Genomic DNA, 24476 nt, shown 5'->3' on the forward strand with positions numbered 1-24476 from the left:
CCGATGAGATCTTCCCTATGTATCAGGACATTACCTACAGTCTGGAAAACGGCATTGCCGTGATTACTCTGAACCGCCCGAAGGTACTGAACGCCATCCGCGTACAGACTTACAAAGATGTTATCGCCGCCCTGCTCGACAGCGATGCCAACGATGAGGTTAAAGTCATCGTGATGACCGGTGCCGAAGGCCGTTTTACCGCCGGTAACGATCTGGCCGACCTGCTGCCAGGCGGCGATCTGCCTGCAGTTCAGGAAGGTGTAGCCGGCATTTTTGATGCCTTCGCCGGTCTGCAAAAGCCCCTGATTATGGCGCAGGAAGGTGTGGCCATCGGTATTGGCGCCAACATGCTGCTGCATGCCGATATCGCTTACGCCGGTAACAGCATCCGTTACAGCCTGCCATTTGCCAAAATCGGTGTCACTTCTGAAGGAGCCTGCTCGGTACTGCTGTCTGAAGCCATTGGTCCTAAGCGTGCGGCAGAACTGCTGTACACCGGCCGTTTCTTCTCCGCCGCCGAAGCCGAAAAATGGGGCCTGTTAACCGCCGCTGTGGAAGACGGTAAAGCACTGGAAACAGCGATGGCCACCGCCAACGAATTACTGAAAAACTCTCAGGATTCGATCCGCGCCATTAAAAAACTGGGTCGCGCCGAAGGCCACCGTGAGCGTGTTAATAAAGCCGTTAAACTGGAGATGGAATTATTCTCCGGCCTGCTGGGCACACCAGAAACTCAGGCGCGTATTAATCACGTGCTGAAAGGCGGTAAATAAGTTCAGTACTTTTAAAACACCGCTGAATAAATAATTCAGCGGTGTTTTAGGGCCTGTTTAAGACGTTCAATAAAAAACCGCCGGTTGCGAACAACCGGCGGTTTTTTATTTTAAGCTCCGGTTTAAGCGCAGCACAGGATCTGAATAAAGCGCCGTCCTGACCGCGATCAGGATATTGATTTTCCTGGCATCAGAATCCAGATAAGTACCATAATCGGCAGGTTTTTAACCACCGGCGCAAACGGATGCCACCAGAATTCAGGAGCAATAACCGACAGCAGTACGCTATAAACCGCAATAGTGATCAGCTGTATCTGAAAACACAGACGTTGCGCCCAGGGCAGTAACAGCCATAGTCCTAAAAGCGCATCCACAATACTGCCACCATAAAGCAGCCAGGGAGCCAGAGCATCGGCTACGCCACCCTGCTGTAAGATCACCAGACCAACATCCTGCGCCGTCGCGACCGACACCAGCGCCGTAATAAGCCAAAGCAGGCTCAGCGTCCAGCGACCGAACGTTTGCTGTAATGCCGTCATATTACCGCCAGAGGCTTGGCCACCATCAACCAGAAAAGCACCAGCATTGCAGCGAATGCCGGTATTCCCAATACAATCCAGAGTCGCATCAGACGTTTAAAGCGGGCGCTTAAAAAACCATTTTCCATACAGGCTTCGCGGTGTAACTGATACTGAATCCAGACCACCGGCAGCCAGCAACAACCAATCAATATAAACAGCCCGGCGACCGTCAGAAACCACGGCGAGGTAAAACTGACATTCAGCAGAGACATCAACCACACACCGGAGATCAGCTGCACTAAAACCGCCGGAGCGGTAAACAACCAATCCGCCAGAATAACGATCCGGCTGACATTACGGATTGTTTCCTGACTGCGGCTGAGAACCGCCATTAACATAAAAAAAGCAATGCCACTGCCGGTGCCCATTAATACGACCGCCGAGAGAATGTGCAGCGTTTTCAGCAGAAAATAATCAGTCACCCTGCTCCTCCCTGATCACCAGCCCTAAGCTCTGTGCATAAGGATAAAACTCCGCCAGCGAAAATTCACCGCTGCAGGCTCTGGCACCGGGATTCACCTGCCCTGCCAGCAACTGTCTGGCGATGATGATGGTCGACAATGTGGGGATAAAAGGGCCAATACCATCATAAGCCTCCAGACGCCAACGAAGCCTGCTGGCTGCACCCTGCATATTCAGCCCGGCGATATCAATCTGCATCGCACCATCAGCACTGCCCAGTTTACTGAACCAATGGCTCATCCGATAAATCAGAGCCGTTGCCGGTGCCCAGTTTTTAATCAGGCGCAGACGCGCCAGTGAAGCCATCACCAGCATCGAAAAATGCAGAAACGTCAGCTCAAGACTGGCCTGAAAACGTACCCGCTCAGTAACCGCAAACTGCGCCGGGAACAGTTCCAGATCGGGCACATCCACATTCGCCAGCCAACGCCATCCCAACCTTGGGCCAAAATATTTACGCCGGGAATTCATCCAGCCATACACCGTACGTACACGTCCCTGTTCAAACACAGAGAAAGGACGGCCAGTGTACGACAAAATGCCACGCAGCGTTGCTTCACCGCGTTCAGCCTGATTACCCGGTGCGATAGCAATATCAATGCTGTCGATCTGCCGGAAGTCTGATTGATAATGTTCAATAACCGCCGACGACAGCCCCGGTACCGAGCTGGCACCACTGATGATCTGCACTCCGGCGTCTTCAGCCTGTTTATTAAGTAAGGTTATATCGCAGACAAAACGACGGTCATCGGCAAGATCCAGATAATGCGCACCAACAGCAATACAGGCTTCGGCAACACGATAATTCTGCCCCTGAAAAGGACCACCGGTATGAATAACCAGAAACGGCGTTAAATCCTGCAGCTGTACGCGGAAATCGGCCGCGTTGATATCCAGCGCAACGGCCTGTAATTCTGCTTTGGCTGACGGCTGCAACTGAGCAACCAGGGCACGGGCTTTGTCAGAATGACGCCCACTGCACAGTAAACGGATACCGCTGTCCTGCGCCAGAGTCTCACAAATGCGCTTACCGAAGTTTCCATAACCGCCCAATACAACGACTGTTTTCATCCTGATGACTGGTGCCTCGCTCCTGGTTTCTGATAGCAGACGCAGTATAACGGAGTGCCGGAGCGGGTAACCATGCTGTACTACACACTCTCCGCTGTTTTTCCCCGTTGTGCGCAGTGGCAGATCTGCAGATACCCAGCCATCTCTGCTAATCACTCTTTCTGGCATTGATTGAACCCGGCAACCTCAGTACCCTCACTTTCAATACCCCCAGTGATAAGGCTGGGATACCGGTATCAGAAATCGCTTTAAATATTCAGGATTTTTTCTGCCGGGCGTAAAAAGAACACAGCGTTCAGGGAGTATTATGAGAAAAATACGCACGATACTGACAGTCATGATCATTGCATTTATGTTTGCACCACTCTCTCAATGCACGAGGACGATCGTACTGACACCCAATGGCGGAGGTGAGGGGGTCAACGAACTGAGTCGCGAAAGGGTGACAGAAACCTACGTTGTCTACGATAAAATTATGTCGCAGATTTCGACCGATCTCATTGAAGCATTCCTGTTAATTACTACCTTTTTTGCACCGCTGTTCATTAACCTGCTCAACCCCGTGTCTTACCGGATGAAGCTGTTGAACAACATCGCACAGTTAGCAGCAGGTGGATGGTTACTTTATTTCAGTGTTGTCGTTGTTTTTTTATTGGGCGATGCCCTGCTCTTTGGTTATCTGTTCTGCACGGTCGTCGCCAGCCTGAATCTTGTGAACCTTTATGCCCTGTTCAGTCTCATTAAAAACCGCACAACACAGCAGCACAGTGCCGATATTCCGCCTCACTGAACAAAAGCACCTTGATCTGAACTTTTTCAGTAAGCCGGAGCCGGCGCTGAATTATTAAGAGGTGCCTAGGGCCTGTCGACACTAATTAAACAGGCCTGTTATTGGCTAAAAATATCTCAAACAAGGCGCTGAGAGTGTGGCCTAACGGGTTAAGCGAACGAACAGCAACGCAGGATGAGGGATTTTTAGCCATAACCCTTCGGGCTGTGGCCAGTTTTCCTCATTAACTTCGTCGTTCGTCATTCATTTAGCCCGCTAATATCACTCCTCTCTCCTTGTTCTGAGAAAAGCTGGCTCTCAGCAGGCCGGATTTACTTAGTGTCGACAGGCCCTAGGATAACCCGTTTTAACGCTGGCGGTTAAACTGCCGCGAGCCGTGCAAAAATGCCGGTTAAATAACCCGCGCTTTTATTTTTACCGCACTAGGGCCTGTTAACACTAATTAAACAGGCCCTAAACCCGCTGTTTCTCGCCCGGCTTACTCCAAACGATCGCGCTGCTTCAGTCGCTGCCGGTACTGCCCGGGGGTAAGGCCCACCACCTGTTTAAAATCATGAATAAAATGTGCCTGATCGAAATAGCCGGCGTTATAGGCCGTTCCGGTCAGATCGGCTGGCGCTGTTTTCAGTAATTCCCGTGCGTGCTGAACGCGACGGATACGGGCCAGCTGTTTCGGTGTCAGACCGACCCATTGCCGGAATAATCGCTCAACCTGACGCTCTCCCAGTGCCATATGCTGGGCCAGATCGGCGGTAGAAAACTGCCCGCTGTCTGGCAATGAAGGCAACAACGCCACCAGAGGATTTTTTGCCTGAATCTGCACATCCAGCTGACGCAGCAGCCAGAGTTCAATCTGTTGCAAACGTTCATTGACCGCATCCACTTCCCATACCTGCTGCCAGCTTGCTTCCAAAGGCAGATCGGTAACCGGTAACAGACAACCATTCAGCTCGGCCAGCGGCAGCTGAAAAAATGCATGTGCCGCACCAGGATAAAAGCGCACGCCAATAGCATCGACCTGACCGCTCAGTGTCAGGGTACCCGTACGTTGCGCAGGACCAATTAACAGACAGGGGCTGAGATAAGGCTGGCCATTGAAAATCAGCGGATCAGCAAAATTAAACACCACACCCGAACCCCCTTCGGGGTGCAGAAATTCATCGGCCAGTGCCGACTGCCCCACATGACAGCGGATATGCCAATAACACTGTACCAGCGGCTGTAATGCCGTTGTTGGCCGGAAAAACCGGAATCCAAGATGAGTAAGATGCTGTGTCATTGCCATACCCGTGCAGCGGTTCTGCCGCTGCATTGCAGACGGCGGTTATCGCCAGTCTAACAAACCTCCCAAGCGCCTCACAGCACCGTAAAAGCCTTGCGCATGTCGTATTTTTACAATTACTGCCGTGAGCTGGCCGTTACTCTGCACAGGTATTTCAACCTCATCACGATTAACCAAATGCAATAAGGAGAACCTTATGACTCAGCGTCTTAACTACTATCAGGCGGCCCCTGCCGCCATGAAACCTTTGCTGGCCGGTGAGCAATATCTGAAAGAATGCGGACTGGAAAAATCTCTGCTGGAACTGGTGAAACTGCGGGTTTCGCAGTTGAACGGCTGTGCCTATTGTCTGGATATGCACAGTAAAGATGCCCGCGCAGCTGGCGAGAGCGAACAGCGTCTGTATACGCTCAGCGCCTGGCGTGAAGCACCCTTTTTCAGTCCGCGCGAACAGGCGGCGCTGGCCTGGGCAGAAGCCCTGACGCTGTTGTCTCAACAGCATCCGGCAGAGCAGCTTCTGGATGATGTACGGAAATCCTTTAGCGATGCAGAGCTTACCAGCCTGACGCTGGCCATCTGCAATATCAACAGCTGGAACCGCTTTGCCGTGGGATTTGGTGCTGATGTGGGCTCTTACCAGCCGGGTGACTTTGACTGAGGCTGCCAGCTCAGAGCGCTGACCGCCTATCCGGGCTGGCCATTCAGGGCCAGCTCATCACCGGCTTCCGGCTGGATCATTTGCTGCGCCAGCGGAGCCAGCCACAGTGACAGCATCGTCGTCGCTGAATTCCGGCAACGTCAGTATACGGAGCAACAGACCTCCCCAGCAGAATCCTTTATTCAGGTCACATAAGGAGCCTCTGTCCGCACTAGTAATGCGGGGTCTGAACAACGGGGGCTGAACAACAGCCGCTTATTACCGGAAATACCAGAGCCTGTTAACTCTAAGTAAATCCGGCCTGTTTAATTAGTGTTAACAGGCCCCAGGCTTTAATCTGAATGTCTGCTGGGTGCTGAATACGGACATTTATCAGCAATCATTACTCCTTTAAGAGGTTATATTCGATGCCTGCTCTGTCTTCCGTTCCTGAACATTCTTTCCTTGCCAGCTGCCAGACTTCCGGAGCCTTTACCGATTGCTACACCATCACAGTGCCTGGAAATTTGGGGTTAGCTGAATTTATAGAAGCCTTTTATACGACGCGGCTGTTTAAAACCGAACGCTGGCTGCTGGCTAAAATATTGGCTTGCCCATCCAGTGACAGCCAGGTGCGGGATCTGGCCTATAGTGCAGCCAAGCGCTTTTCAGCATGGCGTGTGGAACAGAGATCGGATCGTGAAATTTTGCTGGCCTTTGGTCAGACGCGCTCATGGCTTTATGTTGAACCCCTTGCTGAGATATTAAAGAACGGAGAGGCACCTGCAACCCGCTTATACTTTGGCTCTGCAGTATTCCCGGCACGCGCCGGAGGGAAATTCGGTTTTCTGTTTCATGCCCTGGGAGGCTTTCATCATATATATTCCAGATGCTTACTGGCTGCAGCAGCCAAACGGCTAACAGTCACCGGGAGCCATTCCTGCTGATTATTGATAAACACGTTTCTCTCGCCGGCACGGAGCTGTCCCCGCTCATAAAAAAAACGCACTCCGTTTCCGGTATGCGGTTTCTTTTTTATCGTGGTTGGCAAGTAAAGCCGCGGGCGGGTATAAAAACCTCAGGCAGCAATCACCTGTTCCAGCTTTTCCAGCAATAAGGTTTTTTGTTCTACCGCAATAAAGCTGGCCTGAATGCTGTTGGCGGCCAGTTGTGCTGCCTGACCGCGGGTCATACCCAGATGATCAGCCAGAGCCTGATAATTGGCGAGCAGATAACCACCAAAAAATGCCGGATCATCGGCATTAACGGTAACGCAAAGACCACGTTGCAGTAATTGCAGAATCGGGTGCTCGCTCATGTGCTGATACACCTTTAAGCGGGTATTCGACAACGGGCAAACGGTTAATGGAATCCCTTCGGCTGCAAGGCGTGTCATCATCGCTTCGCTGTCAGTGCAGCGCACCCCATGGTCAATACGCTCTACATTTAATACGTCGAGAGCACCTTCGATATAGGCAATCGGGCCTTCTTCACCGGCGTGGGCCACACGATGCAAACCGAGCTCAGCGGCGGCGGCAAACACCTTGGCAAATTTCTCCGGCGGGTTACCCAGTTCGGAAGAGTCGAGCCCGACACCAATAAATAAATGCAGATAAGGGATGGCCTGCTCAAGAGTGACAAAAGCCGCTTCTTCGCTCAGGTGACGCAGAAAACACAGAATCAGGCCGCTGCTGATGCCAAGTTGCTCCTGGCCATCCGCCAACGCGCGGCTGATGCCGTCCAGCACGGTTTCCATGGCAATGCCGCGCTCGGTATGTGTCTGCGGGTCAAAGAAGGGTTCTATATGCACCACGCCCTCGTCATGGCAGCGTTGCAGATAAGCCCAGGTTAAATCGTAAAAATCCTGCTCGGTACGCAGTACGTCAGCACATTGGTAGTAAATATCGAGAAAAGACTGCAGATTGGTAAAGTTGTATGCTTGGCGGATCTGATCCACATCCTGATACGGCAGTTGAATGCCATTACGGGCAGCCAGCTCAAACATCAGTTCCGGCTCCAGCGAACCTTCCAGATGCAGGTGCAGTTCGGTTTTTGGCAAGGCCCGTAAAAAGGCTTCGTCGGCCAGCTCAGTTGCTGCCCGTGTATTCTGCAGGATGTGTTCAAATCCGCTCATGTTGATCTCCTTGATTAGCCTTTGTTCTGGGTACGGTAGGCATAGGTGGCAGCAAAGCGCGATAAAATCCACTCGCCACTGGTAATTAAAGGATAGCGTGCATCACGCTCGGCGGTAATACAGCTGGGAATACAGCTTACCGGTGTGTCGTAACGAGGTTCGACAAAGAACGGCATGGAATAACGATGCACACCGGGGGCCAGGTTGCGTACACGATGCTCGGTGGAGCGGTAATAATCGTTGGTCCAGCGCTGCATTAAATCACCGATATTCACCACCAGCGCATCTTTAACCGGCGGCGCCGCAACCCATTCATCGCGGGCGTTACGTACCTCCAGACCACCGACATCATCCTGCAACAGTAGGGTCAGGCAGCCGTAATCGGTATGCGCGCCGGCGGCCTTGGCATCGGCATCCACCACCTGGTCGGCCGGACGTGGCGGGTAATGGATCATGCGCAGCACGGAAATATGCTGATCATCAAAATACTGATTAAAAAAGTCATCGGGTAACTGCAGTGCAATCGCCATGGCTTTTAACAGGCGACGGGCAACACTCATCAGCAATCCGTAATGCTGATTCATCTGCTGCTGAAAACCGGGCAATACACCGTATTGATTCGGGCCGTAAAGCTGTGGACATGCCTTTACAACCGGATGCTCAGGATGGATATCGAGCGCCATATCGAAGGTTTCTTTCCAGTCGCTTGGCTTGCCCGGATCCAGCTGTTCAGCACCGGCACTACCCCAACCACGGTGGTTGCTGCTGTTGGCAATCAGTATCTGCTGTTTGAGCTCTTCCGGCTGGGCAAAAAATGTTTTTGCCAGGGCAAACATACTCTCAAGCTGGGCTGAGGAAATACCGTGTCCCTGAAGATAGAAAAACCCGATCTCACGGCAGGCCTGATCGATTTTGTCCACGACCGGTCGCCAGTCTTCACGGTTGTCGCTGAACAGTGGGGAAATATCAATGAGGGGAACATTATTCATCGTCATAGTTCGTGCCTTTTTTATTAAAAATAAGCACCTGGCGGCCAACAAGAGTCTTGCGAACATCCGTACCCGGCAGGTGTCTTTTTACGCTGTGGATAGTTATCTGGCGCAAAAAGAAGTCCGGTATTCACTCTTACCAAGAGGGTATTTTGGAACCGCGTTTATGCTGCGATGCCTTGCGGCACAACCGATAAAGGCGTTTCCCTTCTTACCAAGAGAATGGCGTCTTGGGCTCTTATGGTCTGGCTTCCATGCAGGCAGAGCGGCCGTAGCCGCCCTGCCGGAACAATGACACGTAGGTCAGTATTATTTCGGGATAGTAGCGTCAATGCCTTCGATAAACCAGTTTACACCGGCCAGTTCTTCGTCGGTCAGGGTGTGGCCGGCTTCGATCACCAGCTTACCTTCATTGCTCTTCATCGGGCCGGTAAATGGCTTCAGCTTACCGGATTTGATGTCATCATGCGCTTTTGTCACCGCGGTTTTTACATCAGCGGGCAGGTTGTCATTCACAGAGGCAACCACCAGCATGTCTTCAGCAAAACCACCCCAGAAATCTTCCGGTTTCCAGGTGCCATCCATAATTTCCTGAATGGTTTTGATGTAATGCGGAGCCCAGTCATCACGGATAGAGAACATGTGTGCATTCGGTGCAAACTTGCTCATATCAGATGCCTGACCAATGGCTTTTACGCCACGCTTTTCAGCGGCCATCAATGGTGCTGGTGAATCGGTATGCTGAATCAGCACGTCAACGCCCTGGTCGATCAGAGCATTGGCGGCTTCGCTTTCTTTAACCGGGTCATACCAGGTGCTTACCCACATGATTTTGATTTTTACATCCGGATTAACGGATTTAGCCGCCATATATACGGAGTTGATATCGCGGATAACTTCCGGAATCGGGAAAGAAGCAATGTAACCAATGGTGTTGGTTTTGGTCATCATGCCGGCAGCGATACCGGAAACATAGCGACCTTCATAAGTACGCAGTACATAGGTAGAGAGGTTTTTGGCGCGCTTGTAACCGGTTGCGTGCTCAAAGAATACTTTTGGAAAACGCTTGGCGACTTTTTCAGTCGGGTTCATAAAACCGAAGGAGGTGGTGAAAATCAGATCATGACCGCTCTGCGCCATCTGACGGATCACACGCTCGGCATCAGCGCCTTCAGGTACTTTCTCAACAAAGGTGGTTTCGATTTTGTCGCCGAAGAATTTCTGCGCTTCCATACGACCACGGTCATGCTCATAAGACCAGCCATAATCACCCACCGGGCCAACGTACACGAAGCCAACTTTCATCGGATCTTCGGCCATTGCGCCAGTGCTAAGACCCAGCGCCAGAGCCGCAGACGTTACCCAGCGTTGCCAGTTCTTGTGTTTCTTCATCATGGTTTTGCTCCAAAGGTAGTACCTGCATGCAGGCTGTTAAAAACAGATTCATTGCCAATTTAGCAATAACTTGGCCAACTGGTCAGGAATAACAGAAATATGAATAAAACCGCCACATTATGCCAGAGTTGCAGGGCAAGATTGGCCCATAAAGATGGAAACCAGCAAAAATCCGCACTAAAAAACAGCCGTGATGCACCGTCTGCGCACCAAGACGGATCATGCAGATACAAAAACGGGGAAGCCGTTAGCGGCTTCCCCGTCAGAACCCGAACGCAGATGCGCTCAGTGGTTGGTCAGTGGTTCCTGCCCCGCTTTATCCGGGAAGGAATAACGCAACACGCGTTTAACCACCGTCAGGTACTGATGAGCAAACGAACCGGTGTTATAAGGAATGCCATGCGTCTTACACACCTGCTCTACCTTTTGCGCCATCGCAGGATAATGACGTGCCGGAATATCCGGAAACAGATGATGTTCAATCTGACAGCTTAAATGGCCGGTCAGAATATGAAACCAGCGCGCACCTTCAAGGTTGGACGAACCCAGAATCTGGCGGTAGTACCATTGACCGCGGGTTTCGTTCTTACATTCCTCTTCACTGAAGGTTTGCGCGTCTTCAGTAAAATGTCCGCAAAAAATAATGGTCGAGGTCCACAGATTGCGGATCAGGTTTGCACACAGGTTGCCCAGCAATACCGACCAGAAAACCGGAAAGCACAATAACGGCCAGAAAATATAATCTTTAAAAACCTGCTTGCCGATTTTACTGAAAAAAGCCGATTTTAATTCACTGCGGCTGATCGGCAGATGGCTCTCTTTACGCCGTTTGCCAAAGAAAATACGTTCAGCAGCTAACTCGTGATACGCCACGCCCCATTGAAATAACAGGCTCAGATTCAGGTAAGTAAAAAACTGCCAGAGGTTTTTCTTACGCCATGGAATATCGTCACTCAGGCGCAGCAGACCATAACCGTAGTCACGGTCTTTACCGATGATATTGGTATAGGTGTGGTGCTCGTGGTTGTGATAACGCTTCCAGGAATCACCGTCGCCGACAATATCCCACTCAAAATTGCGCGAATTAATGTGTGGGTCATTCATCCAGTCGTACTGACCGTGCATCACGTTATGACCAATTTCCATATTGTCGAGAATTTTAGCCAGCGCCAGCATAAGAACCCCGGCAACCCAGAATAACGGGTGTATAAAACCGAGCACAATCACCAGCCGGGAGCTTAAATCCAACCCCCGCTGAAAACGGATAACACGACGAATATAATCGGCATCGGCCTGGCCAACTTTGCTCAGGGTTTCATCACGGATGGCATTAATTTCCTGTTCAAAACTTAACAGGGTTTCTGCTGATGGAATACTTGTTGTCATTATTGGCCTCACAAATCCAGAATCAGGTCGCTGGCGGCAACCGAGATGCACAGCTGAATATCTTCGCTGCCGGTATCGGAATAGGTACCGGTTTTGGTGTTAAACACCACCCCGCTTTCCTTTTTGCAGATGCACTGATGGCAGACGCCAATACGGCAACCACTAACGGGTTTAAGTCCGGCCTGTTCTGCGACATCAAGGAGTGTCTGTGCCGGTTCAGCGGCAACGTCGGCATTAATTGCCGAACGTTTAAAGGCCACCAGCGTGTCACTGGCATTGGCACGCTGCATATCAATGGGTGCCGCACCAAAATATTCAAAACGGATCTGCGCCGGATCAACCGCAAGCTCACTCAGTACGGCACGCGCGGCCTGAATCATCGGCGTCGGGCCACAAATCATAATGTCGCGGGCGGAGAAGTCCGGGCAATATTCACGGATATGCTCTGCACTGATAAAACCATGATCTTCGTTGTTCAGCAGTGTCAGACTGAACTGCGGCATATCCAGCAGCAGACGGTCGAATTCTTCACGGAACAGAAAGTGCTGTGCATGGCGGGCAAAATACAGCAACTGCACCGGGCGCGCAGAGCCCTGACGCTGCAGTTGCTGCAACAGCGAACGGAAAGGTGTGATGCCACTGCCACCGGCAATCAGCAGCAAGGGAGCACTGCCCTCGCTCGCAATAAAATCCCCCTGTGCCGCTGACAGAGTTACCAGTCCACCACCGGCAAAATGCTGGCGTAACCAGGGCGTTATACGTCCCTGATCCTGTACGCGGATGGTCAGCTCAATCAGTCCGGTACGGGCAAAATAGGCGGGAGAAGATGAAATGCTGAAGATCCGGCTGACCCGGCGGCCATCCTGTTCTGCGCTGATTTCAACGTATTGTCCGGCCTGAAAACCCGCCCAGCCTTTAGCCGGACGCAGCACCAGTGAATACACATCCTCAAGCTCCGTACGTACTTCGAGTACGCGGGCACGCCAGCCAGCGGTACTCCAGTGAGGCAGAAAAAGCTGGATCAGCGGTTCGAAATAAGCAGAAAAATGGTCGTGCTGGGTCAGGCTGGATGCCAGCCAGCGGCGCAGCCCCACACCTGTTGCTGCAGCAAGCGGAGCTGGCCCGGAGGAGCGCGGTGAGAGCGCCGGGTCGGTCATGGTCGTCATAATGCACCTGATTCAATGTGGACACATCTGCGTGTGTTTGGTTATCAGCGCGTGTTTTAACGACTCATCCGACTAAAGTCCAACAGCGAAAATCCAGCACAAAGTCAGCTCTTTTTCAGCAGATTCAATGCATACAAGCCGAGTAAGTGCTCCCTAACCCACAATCAACCATCAGGCTTAGCCGCGCTTGCTGGACTGACTCTCAGCTCAGAGAAAACACACCGACTCTTTAAGAATTAATGAGCCCAAGGAATTAATATTATGAAAATGGCCAGATAATCGCGACCATAAAGAGGTAATCCGCACATCAGAATTACAGCGTTGCCTGCAATACCGGAGACGATGCATTTTCTCCCGCAACAGAATCGCCCTGCAGCGCCTGCCCCTGACTGACCACGCGGTTCCGGCCGGAATGCTTGGCCAGATACAATCGCTGATCGGCCATGCTGTAGAGGTGAACAAAATCCTTTCCGTCATCACCGAGGGTGGCAACTCCGGCACTCAGCGTCGGTGTGACCGGCAGACCCGCCACCAGCGGATGCTGTTCCGCCAGGCCAGTGCGTAAAACGTCGGCAACAACATGTGCTTCTTCCCGCCCACTCCCGGGCAGCAGGATGCAGAATTCTTCGCCACCGAGGCGAAAGGCCGAATCCCGGCGACGGATATTCCGCTGAATATGAGACGCGACAGCCACCAGAACCTGATCGCCTGTGTCATGGCCGTAATGGTCGTTAATTTTCTTAAAATAATCGAGGTCGATCAGCAGCAGACTGAGCGGCTGTCGCTGGACTTCGGCCTGCTGACGCTCACGGTTAAAGATTTCAGTCAGACGCAGACGGTTATATAAACCGGTCAGAGCATCTATGGATGCCAGCTTCAGCAGGATTCTTTGCGAACGTTCGCGGCTTGACTCATAAATATGAGAGAAGGCCCACAAGGCAGCGGCACACACCATCACATTCGCCAGTACAACCGTATTAATCACTTCCGGGTTACTGTGGAAGCGCCAGATATAAACGATGGCTGCCAGCGTCATAAAAAGGCAGGCCATAGCAAAGCCGCGCCACAAACCGAGCAACAGATAAGAAACAATCGGAATCAGCAGTACCCAGACAAACATACCGTAGCTGATACGTGGGTCAGATAATGCAAACAGGATGATGGAGAAAAACGGGATCAGGTACAGAAAAGACCACAGCCGCAGGGCTTTCAAAGCATCGACATTACGCCATAACCACAACGAGGCGATGCTCATCGCCAGCTCAACCCAGGCCAGCCCGACCAGTCCGCGCTGAATATTAATAAGGAAGTACAGGATGCCAGCACCGCTGACCATTAACAGCAAAACCTTAAAAATCACACGCTGGTGAAGGGATTCCGGGGTAACCGCCATGATGTTTCCTGTCAGGGCCTGCCACCACGTAAGAAGAAGACGGGAACGGCAAGGCGATAAGGCATGACCAGACAACTGCAGAGCCACAGCTATTGGTAAATATACGCCACTGATATTGATATTAACGAGTAATACCTACCGAGACGATGGATCTTCTGTGAGTTTTGGTAACGCCTAAAGGCAACATGCCGTTGCAGAATGTTACAGCCTGCAGTATGCCCCTCCCTTTCCCCGGCAGCGGATAACAGCCATAAAAAAAGCGACCCGAAGGTCGCTTTTTCTGAACACTAACGTGTCAACATTTTCTAAGAGATCTTAGATGTTGTTGAACTGGTTAGAAGTGTTCTTAGCACCGCCTGCTTTCAGTGCGTAATCACCAGAGAAGTACTCTTTGTGATCATCACCGATGTCAGAACCGGACATGTTCTGGTGCTTAACGCAAGCGATACCCTGACGGATTTCCTTACGCTGTACGCCAGCAACATAACCCAGCATACCGGCTTCGCCGAAGTATTCTTTAGCCAGGTTATCCACAGACAGAGCAGTGGTGTGGTAAGTAGGCAGAGTGATCAGGTGATGGAAGATGTTCGCTTCACGTGAAGATTCAGCCTGGAAGTTCTGGATACGCTTGTCAGCTTCTGCAGCCAGCTCAGACGCATCGTAGTCAGCAGACATCAGCTTGCTACGGTCGTAAGCAGAAACGTCTTTACCTTCAGCAACCCATGCATCATAGGTCTGCTGACGGAAGCTCAGAGTCCAGTTGAAAGATGGAGAGTTGTTGTAAACCAGTTTCGCATCTGGGTGAACTTTACGAACGTCGTTCATCATGTCACGGATTTCGTGAACAGTTGGGATCGCAGTTTCGATCCACAGCAGGTCAGCACCAGCGTTGATAGCGTGGATACAGTCGAATACGCAACGCTCATGGCCAGTACCTTCACGGAACTGGAACAGACCAGAAGCCAGACGCTTAGGACGAACCAGTTTGCCATCACGGCTGATCAGTACGTCACCAGCTTTGGTTTCTTCAGGAGTTACTTCTTCAACGTCCAGGAAGGAGTTGTAGATGTCGCCTTCGTCACCTGGCTCGTTCACAACAGCGATCTGCTTGGTCAGGCCAGCACCTTCGGAGTCGGTACGTGCAACGATGATACCGTCGTCAACACCCATTTCCAGGAAAGCGTAACGCAGAGCGCGGATTTTAGAGTGGAAATCAGCGTGTGGAACAGTAACTTTACCGTCCTGGTGACCACACTGCTTCTCATCAGCAACCTGGTTTTCGATCTGCAGTGCACAAGCACCCGCTTCGATCATTTTCTTAGCCAGCAGGTAGGTAGCTTCTTCGTTACCGAAACCAGCGTCGATGTCAGCGATGATAGGTACGATGTGAGTTTCGTAGTTATCGATCTTAGCTTCGACTTCTTTGGCTTTAGCTTCGTCGCCAGCAGCGCGTGCAGCGTCCAGTTCACGGAACAGGCCACCCAGTTCACGTGCATCAGCCTGACGCAGGAACTTGTACAGTTCTTCGATCAGGTCAGCAACAACAGTCTTCTCGTGCATAGACTGGTCAGGCAGTGGACCGAAGTCAGAACGCAGAGCAGCAACCATCCAGCCAGACAGGTACAGGTATTTACGTTCGGTAGTACCGAAGTGCTTCTTGATGGAGATCAGTTTCTGCTGACCTACGAAACCGTGCCAGCAACCCAGAGACTGAGTGTATTTGGTTTTGTCTGCATCGAATGCAGCCATGTCACGACGCATGATAGCGGCAGTGTACTTAGCGATATCCAGACCGGTTTTGAATTTGTTCTGCAGACGCATACGGGCTACAGATTCTGGCTTGATAGCAGACCACTGAGCACCGTTCTGTTCGATCAGCGCCTGAGCGGTTTTGGTTTCAGCTTGGTATGACATGAATCAGTCCTTCAAGTTGGTGGGTGACGTTCGTCCTGACAGTCACAATGACTGCGGGCGATACGTTAAATGCAGGCGAATAGTAGTGATTTCATCCCCATAATTGAAATCAATACCATGTATACCTGATATTTCTTATATGAATGAAGGAGTCAAACAAGAGAGGTCAGCCCGACAAGGCTGAGCAGATACGCGGGAAGTCCCGGCTAATCGGTCTTAACAGGCAGTCTGACGGTAAAGGTCGAGCCCTCGCCGGGTTTACTTTTTACCAGTATTTCGCCGCCGTGCTCCTGCACCATGCCATGGGAAATCGACAATCCCAGGCCCGTGCCCTCCCCAACCGGCTTGGTGGTAAAAAACGGGGTAAACAGGTAGCGCATGTTCTCTTCGCTGATGCCGTGGCCGTTATCGCTGACCGCAACCTCAATCCAGCCATCCACCAGCCGGCTGCTGATACGGATCAGACCATTTTCCGGTACGGCCTGATTGGCATTGGCGATCAGGTTGGTAAACACCTGATTGAGCTTGCCAAAATAGCCCTGAATAACCGGTAGCTCACCATAATCAACATCGACCTGCGCATGGTACTTGGTCTGATTATTAAGAATATTCAGCGCCCCACGCAGGCAGTCATTCACATCCACCGGCGCTTTTTCACCATCGTCCTGGCGGATAAAGGATTTCAGATCGGCCACAATCTGCTTTACCCGCTCCAGCCCTTCAATGGTTTCCAGTGCCAGACTCTGATAATCACTGAGCAGGTAGGCAATATCATATTGTAATAAGGCATTACGCCAGCCATCACGCAGAGATTCGGCAGTGTCGCCTTTAGCGATGATACCGTCCATATGATGCAGAAAACGTTGTATATCCTGCAGACCTTCCACCAGACTGGAAAAATTGCTGTAGATATAGCCCAGTGGATTATTAATTTCATGGGCGACCCCGGCGGCCAGGACGCCAAGCGAAGCCATTTTTTCTGATTGCACAACAATCTGCTGCTGCTCCTGCAAATTGCGGTTTACTTCTTTCAGCTGTTCATTGGTCAGAAAGAGTTCACGCGAACGGTCTTCCAACAATTGCTCCGCTTGTTTACGCAGCTGTTTCTCCCGCAGGTAGGCTTTTTCGTAATCCATCTCAGACATCGCGACCATTACCTCTCCAGCTTAATGTGCAGACTGCAACAATCTGCGCCCCGGTGCATACAAGGATCGTGCTGCAGCTGATATTTCTCGCCAAAATGCTCGGCACTGCCGGCGATCAGGCCTTCTGCCAGCCGGCAAAGCTTACGCGGAGAGCGATAATTCATCGTGACTTCGTCACTGCTGCCACCTTCATAGGTGAAACTGGGCAGGGCCGCATCCGGATAGAGTTTCCTCACCTCGACATGCACGATGCGGTCAACCGATATCAGGAAATCAATCAGGCCACTGGCGTTATCGAAAAATCCCGGAAAGCGCTTGTAGAACTCTTTCACCATAAACTCACCAAAGCTGAACACCAGCTCATCGGCAGGTTTACCCGTTACCTCGCTGGCTGCAGCAACCAGTTTCAGTAACTCCTCGTCCGGATAGGTCTGGGTTGAGATATACAGCCCATCAGCACCGGCCTTATCGAGTAGCGCATTCCAGCCAGCAAGGCCGAACTGCTCCTCGACCATGTCACGCAGGATGTCAAAAACCACACCTTTCATCGGAAGTCTTCCCGTAACAGACCAGTTTGACTTCAGTTTAGCCAATCAATCTCCGGTCACTCAGATCTACCTTCCGGCTGTCAGAAGAAAAGTATCTTAATAATGTGGTTTTAAGACCGTCTTGTACGCGAATGCATCAGACAAACTCAGCGGCTGCCACTGCACTTGACCAGGCCCACTGGAAGTTAAACCCGCCCAGATGACCGGTGACATCCACCACTTCGCCAATAAAGAACAAGCCCGGGAAGCGTTGCGCTTCCATGGTTTTGGATGACAACTCAGCGGTATCAACTCCGCCCAGTGCCACCTCGGCGGTGCGGTAACCTTCGGTTCCGGCCGGTTTAACCTGCCACTGATGCAGCCCCTGAGCAATGGCATCCATATCGGCACCGGACAGCTGAGCCAGCGTGCTTTGTTGCCAGACAGAGGATGCCAGCCAGTACTCGGCAAACTTCTGTGTGGTCAGCTCCGCCAGCCAGTTTTTCAGCGTCAGCTTTGGCCGCTCATGCTGCAACTGGCGCAGCAGCGCTGCCACATCCTGTTCAGGCAGCAGATTAATCATCAGGCTCAGACTCGGCTGCCAGTACGACGAGATCTGCAGCATCGCCGGTCCGCTGAGCCCGCGGTGGGTAAACAGCATATCGTCGCGGAAAACCTGGCCCGCGCACTCCACCTCAATATTAAGTGCCGTGCCGGACAATGCCTCACTCAGCTGCTTGTTATGATCGGTCAGGGTAAAAGGCACCAGACCCGCCCGCGGCGGATATACCTTAAGACCAAACTGCTGCGCCAGTTCATAGCCAAAGCCTGTCGCTCCCAACGTTGGAATTGACGGCCCGCCGGTGGCAACCACCAGCGACTCACAGCCAAGCAAGCGACTGCCCGCCTTCATCTGATAACGACAGCCTGACTGATCGCTCTGAGCAATATCACTGGCTGCGGTGTCCAGCCAGATCTGCACGCCCTGCTGCTCACACTCGCTGAGCAGCATATTGAGGACGTCCGATGCTTTGTTATCGCAGAACAGCTGGCCGTCTTTCTTTTCGTGATAGGCAATACCATGGGATTCCACCAACGCAATAAAATCCCATTGGGTATAACGTTTCAGCGCCGACTTACAGAAATGCGGGTTATGGCTGAGGTATTTATCAGGGGCGACAAAGTAATTGGTAAAATTACAACGCCCACCACCCGACATCAGAATTTTCTTACCCGCTTTATTGGCATGATCAACAATCAGTACCGAACGGCCACGGGCAGCCGCTTGTGCAGCGCACATTAATCCGGCGGCACCGGCGCCAATGACGATAACATCAAATTTCTGTAGCATTTCGGTCATAAAATTATTCAACGCGCCGCGGTCTGTGGACAGGGCGCTATTATGCCACCGAATCCAATAATAAAGAGTAGTTGCGCTATGGAGTTGTTTGATCGTCAGGGCTTACTGCAGGCCACCGGCCTGACACCGCGTAAACTGGAATTTCTGCTGCGCCTGCTGAAAGGTCCGACACTGAACCGTATCTACAATCAGCTGGACGAAAAACAGGGCATCGATATGATTGAAAATGCCCTGCACCACCTGAAAATCCATCTGGATTACGACCCTGCAGCCCTTGATGCGGCCATTCCTGCAGAAGGGCCTTTTGTTACCGTGTCCAACCACCCTTTTGGCTTTCTTGATGGCGTTATTCTGCTGTTGGTAATTGGCCGGAAGCGCCCCGAATTCCGTGCGGTTGCTAATTTTTTACTGAGCTATTTTGCACCGATATCCGACCTGTTTATCACCGTGAACCCATTTGAAAATTCAGGCCCGAAAGGCATGGGCGGTATGCGTAAATCTCTGGCTCAGCTGGAACGTGGTGAAGGGCTGGGGCTGTTCCCCGCCGGGGAAGTGTCAACCTGGTATAAAGGCCAATCCGGTGTTTATGACCGCCCCTGGTCAATTTCCAGTATGCGTCTGATCCGCAAAGCCGAAGTGCCGGTCATCCCGATTTACTTTCATGGTCATAACAGCCGCAGTTTTCATATGCTGGGAAAAGTGCACCCTGCGCTGCGCACGCTGCGGATTCCGGCAGAATTCCTGAAGAAACAAAACTCAACGATTCAGATGGGAATTGGTGAACGGATAGAATGGCAGGAACTGGCACAGCTGGAAAGCAATGAGGCCATGCGCGATCTTCTGCGTCGCCGCACTTACGAACAGGCGATTAAATTCCGCCGTTAAGTGCGCATTAAATCCGTTTGTTCAGTCCTGCAGCAGGGCTTTTACCGGTGCATAACTGCGCCGGTGAATTTCGCAGGGACCAAGCGCCTGTAAGGCTTCCATATGCGCGGCGGTGCCATAACCTTTGTGTTTGGCAAAACCGTACCCCGGATACTGTTTATCCAGTTCCAGCATTTCCCGGTCGCGCTGAACTTTAGCCAGTACCGAGGCTGCAGAAATCGCCGTTACCAGACTGTCGCCTTTAATGATAGTGGTTACTTCGAGCGGGGTTTGCGGCGCTTTATTACCGTCCACCAGCGCGTGCTGGCAAGGCAATTTAAGGCCGTCAATCGCGCGGCTCATTGCCAGCATACGCGCATTAAGAATATTCAGCCGGTCAATCTCTTCTACCGTGGCACGGGCAATACAATAATCGAGCGCTTTTTCACGGATTTCATCGAATAATTTTTCACGCTTTTTTTCCGTGAGTTTTTTCGAATCGTTCAGCCCTTCGATCGGATTTTCCGGATCAAGAATGACAGCCGCAGCCATAACGTCACCGCATAAAGGGCCGGCGCCGGCTTCATCCACACCGCAATAAGGAATGCCCTGCTCGAACAGGGATGCTTCGATTTCGGTCTGAAAAGCAGTGGCTTTTTCAGTCGTGATAGCGTCAGTCATTATCGCTGCAGCAAAGCGCTGATCGCATCCGCCGCTTCATCATCGGCATTACGCTTCAGCTGACGGTGAATAAACAGAAAGGTTTCATGCAGCTGATGCATGGCATCAGAATCTTCCAGACGCACCAGCAGTGCTTCAGACAGATTTTCAGACGTAGCATCGTGCTGAATAAACTCCGGTACTAATTCGCGTCCGGCCAGTAAATTAGGCAGCGAAATATAAGGCTGAGTGACCAGCTTTTTCAGAATTTTATACGTCAGTGGCGCCACGATATAACTCACCACCATTGGCTTTTTCAGCAGCATGGCTTCGAGAGTCGCTGTACCGGACGCCAGTAAAATAGTATCGGCAGCGGCCATACAGGTATGCGACTGACCCAGCACCACTTTAACCGGCAGGCTGGCCGGATAGGCGGCGAGCATCGCTTCAATCTGATTGCGGCGCTCGACCGAGGCTGCCGGAATAATAAATTGCAGGTCGTTGCGCTTCAGCAACATGCGTTCGGCAGTCTGCAGAAACAAAGCTCCCAAGCGTTCGACCTCACCACTGCGACTGCCGGGCATCAGACAAACCACCGGACGTTTGCTATCCAGTCCAAGCGTTTCCCGGGCCGGAGCGACCGGTGTTTCAAACGGGATTTTATCTGCCAGATGATGGCCGACAAATTTCACCGGCACCTGATGTTCTTCATAGAACCGGGCTTCAAACGGAAACAGCGTCAGCATCAGATCGACGGCTTTGGCTATTTTAAACACGCGCTTTTCCCGCCAGGCCCAGACCGAAGGACTGACGTAATGCGCGGTTTTAATACCCGCTGCACGTAATTTCTGTTCCAGAGTGAGATTAAAATCCGGGGCATCGATGCCGATAAAGACATCCGGTGGATTTTTCTTCCAGTATTTGACCAGATCACGGCGGACCTTCAGCAGCTCGAATAAGCGCCCGAGTACCTCCACCAGCCCCATTACCGCCAGACGTTCCATCGGTACAAAACTGTGGAAACCATGAGCCTGCATCAACGGGCCGCCGATACCTTCAAACTGGGCATCGGGGTAGCGGGCTTTAAGAGATTTAATCAGGCCTGCGCCGAGCATATCGCCCGACGTCTCACCGGCAACAATAGCAATACGCATAATTATCGGATAATGCCCCGTGACGCAGCCTGCAGACTGTCAACCAATAAGCGCACGCCATCGTCCTGCCCGGCCAGAGGTACCAGTTCTTCCAGTGCCTCAGCCAGAGTCAGCCCCTGACGGTAAAGAATTTTATAAGCATTGCGGATCAGCATAATGCTTTCTTTGCTGAAACCACGGCGTTTCAGGCCTTCACTGTTAATGCCATGCGGAGTCGCCGGATAACCCAGCGCCATCACATAAGCAGGAATATCTTTTAACACCACAGTACCGGCGCCACACATAGAGTGTGCGCCGATCAGGCAAAACTGATGCACCTGCGTAGCACCGCCCAGAATCGCCCAATCACCAATTTTTACATGGCCGGCAACGTTGGTGTCGTTCGCCAGAATACAGTTATCACCAATAATGGCATCGTGTGCGACATGTACATTCACCATAAACAGGTTATTACTGCCGACGATGGTGGTGCCATTATCCTGCACTGTTCCGCGGTGGAAAGTGCAGGCCTCACGGATCACATTGTTATCGCCAATCACCAGAGTGGTTGGCTCTCCGGCATATTTCTTGTCCTGGCACTCTTCACCAATGCTGGAGAACTGAAATATGCGGTTATTCTTCCCAATAGTCGTTGGCCCGCGAACAATCACATGCGGGCCAATAACTGTACCTTCGCCGATTTCTACATCCGGACCGATAATGGAAAAAGGCCCTATTTCCACGTTTGCCGCAATACGGGCACCGGGATCAACGATGGCTCTCGGGTCTATCATGCTTGCTCCAGCTCTCTCTCTGCACAGGTGATTTCTGCCGCACAGACCACGTTATTATCAACCAGTGCACGGCAATCGAATTTCCAGATACCACGACGGCCACTCATAAAGCGGGCTTCGAGACATACCTGATCACCCGGCACAATCGGGCGCTTGAAGCGCACATGATCGGCACCAGCAAAATAATACAGTGTTGTCGGCTTACGTTTATCGCCCAGCATGGTCAGCCCCAACAATCCTGCTGTCTGGGCCATAGCTTCCAGCGTTAATACGCCGGGCATGATTGGGTGTCCGGGAAAATGGCCATTAAAGAATTCTTCATTAATGGTGACATTTTTAATGACCCGGATATTGGCGCCGTCCTCGGCGTCCAGATTCACTTCCTTAATTCGGTCAACTAACAGGAACGGATAACGATGTGGCAAAAATTCCTGTATCTCTTGAATAGTGTGCGCTGGCATCAAGCTTTACCTTCGTGACTTTTTTCTAACTGTTGCAGCCGTTTGGCCATAGAATCCAGTTGTCGGAAGCGAGTTGCACTGCGACGCCATTCATTCAGCGGCATCTGTGCAGTCCCGGTCGCATATGCCCCTGACTCGGTGATCGATTTACTGATCGTGGTCATAGCAGCCACATGTACGCCATCAGCAAGGGTCAGATGCCCGGCAATACCAGCACCACCAGAAACCGTGCAGTGTTTTCCGATAGTAGTACTGCCGGCAACACCTACATTGGCCGCCATTGCGCTTCCCTCACCCAGACGCACGTTGTGGCCAATCTGAATAAGGTTGTCGAGAATGACGTTATCTTCGATGACGGTATCGGCCAACGCACCACGGTCAACACAGGTATTGGCGCCGATGTCGACGTCATTACCGATACGAACCCCGCCGAGCTGGGCAATTTTATGCCAGCGGCCTTTGTCCGGCGCAAAGCCGAAACCATCCGCACCAATTACTGCACCGGAATGTATCTGCACCCGATCACCCAGCACCACATCGTGGTACAGCGTAACGTTAGCGCGCAGCAGACAATCACGGCCCAGTACACAGTGGTCGCCGATCACGGTATTGGCGCCGATTTCACAACCGTCACCAATCACACAATGTTCACCAATCACCACATTGGCAGCGATACTGACATCCGCCCCCAGAGTTGCACTGGCAGCCACCACCACAGAGGGGTGGACGCCACGCACTGGTTGCGGACGGTTATCAAACATCTGGGTCACAAGCGCAAAGCTCAGGTAAGGATTGGCCACAATCAGAGCAGCGCCTTTTACCTCTGCCGCTTCTTTGGCACCAACGATTACCGCTCCTGCATTACTGTCTGACAGCTGGCGGCGGTAACTGGCATTGGCCAGGAAACTGACATCGGTCGCGGTCGCATCTTTCAGGGTATTCACCCCACGAATGACCGTATCGGCATCACCAATCAATTCGGCTCCCAGTCGCTGAGCCAGTTCACCTAAGCTTAATTGCATCATCATGTCCCGAAATCGCTTACTTGGCGTTCAAGCGTTCCAACAACAACTTGGTCAGATCCGTCTTTGGTGATGAGTAAATCACCGCACCGGACTGAAGCACCACATCATAACCGCCCTCATCGATGATTGCTTTAAGCAACTTTTCAAGTTGAGGCAACTGTGTTTGGAAAAATTCGCGCTTCCATTTCTGTTCCAGCTGTTGCAGCTTACGGCCATAGAATTTGTATTCTGTTGACTTCTGTTCGTAGTCATTGGCCAATTTGCGACGCTCATCATCGCTCATTACGTCACCGTCTTTCTCGGTTTTTTCTTTCAGCGCCAACAGGTCTGTTTCCAGACCTTTCAGCTTTTCAATATCGGTTTTGTTATCGGCTTCGAACTGCTTAATCGAAACTTTTGCTGCATCCGACAGGAACAGTGCACGCTCCATATCGACAACGCCTACTTTACCTGCCTCTGCTGCTGCAACCTGAACACACAGTGCCGCCATTACCGCAATAAACCAACGCATCCCAGACTCCTTATTTATTTGTC

At 51.7% G+C, this 24476-nt stretch carries 25 protein-coding genes; 5 read left to right on the top strand and 20 right to left on the bottom strand.

Annotated features, from left to right (window positions below; all coding sequences use genetic code 11):
• Nucleotides 1-17 precede the first annotated feature (17 nt).
• Nucleotides 18-773, top strand: a complete 756-nt coding sequence (locus tag MT343_RS13030; RefSeq protein WP_145470014.1) for an enoyl-CoA hydratase/isomerase family protein — start codon at nucleotides 18-20, stop codon at nucleotides 771-773.
• A 167-nt stretch (nucleotides 774-940) separates the two neighbouring features.
• Here the strand turns inward: MT343_RS13030 and MT343_RS13035 are convergent, their stop codons facing one another.
• From MT343_RS13035 to MT343_RS13045, 3 genes are read right to left on the bottom strand one after another with little or no spacing between them, the layout of a single operon-like run.
• Nucleotides 941-1312 (bottom strand): DoxX-like family protein, encoded by a 372-nt coding sequence (locus tag MT343_RS13035; RefSeq protein WP_145470013.1) that lies wholly within the window; start codon nucleotides 1310-1312, stop codon nucleotides 941-943.
• The gene (locus MT343_RS13040; protein WP_145470012.1) at nucleotides 1309-1776 is read right to left on the bottom strand and encodes a DUF2269 family protein; all 468 of its coding nucleotides are present in this window, start codon (nucleotides 1774-1776) and stop codon (nucleotides 1309-1311) included. Before MT343_RS13040 ends, MT343_RS13035 begins: the two co-directional genes overlap by 4 nt.
• Entirely contained in the window at nucleotides 1769-2887 is a 1119-nt protein-coding gene (locus MT343_RS13045; RefSeq protein ID WP_145470011.1) for a saccharopine dehydrogenase NADP-binding domain-containing protein, read from the bottom strand. Before MT343_RS13045 ends, MT343_RS13040 begins: the two co-directional genes overlap by 8 nt.
• A gap of 307 nt (nucleotides 2888-3194) precedes the next feature.
• On the opposite strand from MT343_RS13045, the gene MT343_RS13050 reads away from it, so the two are divergent.
• Complete coding sequence (locus MT343_RS13050; RefSeq protein WP_145470010.1) at nucleotides 3195-3677, top strand: hypothetical protein; 483 nt, start codon at nucleotides 3195-3197, stop codon at nucleotides 3675-3677.
• A gap of 478 nt (nucleotides 3678-4155) precedes the next feature.
• Here the strand turns inward: MT343_RS13050 and MT343_RS13055 are convergent, their stop codons facing one another.
• Complete coding sequence (locus MT343_RS13055; RefSeq protein ID WP_222428591.1) at nucleotides 4156-4956, bottom strand: helix-turn-helix transcriptional regulator; 801 nt, start codon at nucleotides 4954-4956, stop codon at nucleotides 4156-4158.
• 199 nt (nucleotides 4957-5155) lie between these two features.
• Here MT343_RS13055 and MT343_RS13060 point away from each other — a divergent pair, with 199 nt between their 5' ends.
• Nucleotides 5156-5617, top strand: coding sequence for a carboxymuconolactone decarboxylase family protein (locus tag MT343_RS13060; protein WP_145470008.1), 462 nt, complete (start codon nucleotides 5156-5158; stop codon nucleotides 5615-5617).
• A 407-nt stretch (nucleotides 5618-6024) separates the two neighbouring features.
• Nucleotides 6025-6543, top strand: a complete 519-nt coding sequence (locus tag MT343_RS13065; protein ID WP_145470007.1) for a DUF2867 domain-containing protein — start codon at nucleotides 6025-6027, stop codon at nucleotides 6541-6543.
• A 131-nt stretch (nucleotides 6544-6674) separates the two neighbouring features.
• Here MT343_RS13065 and MT343_RS13070 read toward each other — a convergent pair whose 3' ends face one another.
• From MT343_RS13070 to MT343_RS13115, 10 genes are all read right to left on the bottom strand, one after another.
• Nucleotides 6675-7730: an adenosine deaminase gene (locus tag MT343_RS13070; protein ID WP_145470006.1), complete on the bottom strand. Its 1056-nt coding sequence runs from the start codon at nucleotides 7728-7730 to the stop codon at nucleotides 6675-6677.
• A 14-nt stretch (nucleotides 7731-7744) separates the two neighbouring features.
• Nucleotides 7745-8725 (bottom strand): isopenicillin N synthase family dioxygenase, encoded by a 981-nt coding sequence (locus MT343_RS13075; RefSeq protein ID WP_230330403.1) that lies wholly within the window; start codon nucleotides 8723-8725, stop codon nucleotides 7745-7747.
• A gap of 303 nt (nucleotides 8726-9028) precedes the next feature.
• On the bottom strand, nucleotides 9029-10111 hold the full coding sequence (locus MT343_RS13080) for a BMP family ABC transporter substrate-binding protein (protein WP_145470541.1): 1083 nt from the start codon (nucleotides 10109-10111) through the stop codon (nucleotides 9029-9031).
• Between the two features lie 288 nt (nucleotides 10112-10399).
• Nucleotides 10400-11500, bottom strand: coding sequence for a fatty acid desaturase family protein (locus tag MT343_RS13085; protein ID WP_145470005.1), 1101 nt, complete (start codon nucleotides 11498-11500; stop codon nucleotides 10400-10402).
• Between the two features lie 8 nt (nucleotides 11501-11508).
• Entirely contained in the window at nucleotides 11509-12666 is a 1158-nt protein-coding gene (locus MT343_RS13090; protein WP_145470004.1) for a ferredoxin reductase, read from the bottom strand.
• A gap of 313 nt (nucleotides 12667-12979) precedes the next feature.
• A complete protein-coding gene (locus tag MT343_RS13095) occupies nucleotides 12980-14059 on the bottom strand; it encodes a GGDEF domain-containing protein (RefSeq protein WP_145470003.1) in 1080 nt (359 codons plus the stop codon).
• A gap of 315 nt (nucleotides 14060-14374) precedes the next feature.
• Nucleotides 14375-15973, bottom strand: coding sequence for an isocitrate lyase (locus tag MT343_RS13100; RefSeq protein WP_145470002.1), 1599 nt, complete (start codon nucleotides 15971-15973; stop codon nucleotides 14375-14377).
• Between the two features lie 206 nt (nucleotides 15974-16179).
• On the bottom strand, nucleotides 16180-17127 hold the full coding sequence (locus MT343_RS13105; RefSeq protein WP_145470001.1) for a sensor histidine kinase: 948 nt from the start codon (nucleotides 17125-17127) through the stop codon (nucleotides 16180-16182).
• Nucleotides 17127-17666, bottom strand: coding sequence for a heme NO-binding domain-containing protein (locus tag MT343_RS13110; RefSeq protein ID WP_145470000.1), 540 nt, complete (start codon nucleotides 17664-17666; stop codon nucleotides 17127-17129). The genes MT343_RS13105 and MT343_RS13110 overlap by 1 nt, the downstream gene beginning before the upstream one ends.
• Nucleotides 17667-17802: 136 nt before the next feature.
• A complete protein-coding gene (locus MT343_RS13115) occupies nucleotides 17803-19005 on the bottom strand; it encodes an NAD(P)/FAD-dependent oxidoreductase (protein ID WP_368666048.1) in 1203 nt (400 codons plus the stop codon).
• Nucleotides 19006-19083: 78 nt separating this feature from the next.
• On the opposite strand from MT343_RS13115, the gene MT343_RS13120 reads away from it, so the two are divergent.
• The gene (locus MT343_RS13120; protein WP_186435986.1) at nucleotides 19084-19890 is read left to right on the top strand and encodes a lysophospholipid acyltransferase family protein; all 807 of its coding nucleotides are present in this window, start codon (nucleotides 19084-19086) and stop codon (nucleotides 19888-19890) included.
• Between the two features lie 21 nt (nucleotides 19891-19911).
• Here MT343_RS13120 and rnhB read toward each other — a convergent pair whose 3' ends face one another.
• From rnhB to MT343_RS13150, 6 genes are read right to left on the bottom strand one after another with little or no spacing between them, the layout of a single operon-like run.
• Nucleotides 19912-20550 carry a ribonuclease HII gene (gene rnhB, locus MT343_RS13125; RefSeq protein WP_145469998.1) on the bottom strand — a complete coding sequence of 213 codons (639 nt, stop codon included), beginning with the start codon at nucleotides 20548-20550 and terminating at the stop codon, nucleotides 19912-19914.
• A complete protein-coding gene (lpxB, locus tag MT343_RS13130) occupies nucleotides 20550-21683 on the bottom strand; it encodes a lipid-A-disaccharide synthase (protein ID WP_145469997.1) in 1134 nt (377 codons plus the stop codon). The genes rnhB and lpxB overlap by 1 nt, the downstream gene beginning before the upstream one ends.
• Nucleotides 21684-21685: 2 nt before the next feature.
• Entirely contained in the window at nucleotides 21686-22456 is a 771-nt protein-coding gene (lpxA, locus tag MT343_RS13135; protein ID WP_145469996.1) for an acyl-ACP--UDP-N-acetylglucosamine O-acyltransferase, read from the bottom strand.
• The gene (gene fabZ, locus MT343_RS13140; RefSeq protein ID WP_145469995.1) at nucleotides 22453-22917 is read right to left on the bottom strand and encodes a 3-hydroxyacyl-ACP dehydratase FabZ; all 465 of its coding nucleotides are present in this window, start codon (nucleotides 22915-22917) and stop codon (nucleotides 22453-22455) included. The genes lpxA and fabZ overlap by 4 nt, the downstream gene beginning before the upstream one ends.
• The gene (gene lpxD / locus MT343_RS13145; RefSeq protein ID WP_186435985.1) at nucleotides 22917-23945 is read right to left on the bottom strand and encodes a UDP-3-O-(3-hydroxymyristoyl)glucosamine N-acyltransferase; all 1029 of its coding nucleotides are present in this window, start codon (nucleotides 23943-23945) and stop codon (nucleotides 22917-22919) included. The genes fabZ and lpxD overlap by 1 nt, the downstream gene beginning before the upstream one ends.
• A 13-nt stretch (nucleotides 23946-23958) precedes the next feature.
• Entirely contained in the window at nucleotides 23959-24453 is a 495-nt protein-coding gene (locus MT343_RS13150) for an OmpH family outer membrane protein (protein ID WP_145469993.1), read from the bottom strand.
• Between the last annotated feature and the right edge of the window lie 23 nt (nucleotides 24454-24476).

Source organism: Venatorbacter sp. C2-1 (assembly GCF_022832715.1).
Classification (GTDB): domain Bacteria; phylum Pseudomonadota; class Gammaproteobacteria; order Pseudomonadales; family Oceanobacteraceae; genus Venatoribacter; species Venatoribacter alkanivorans.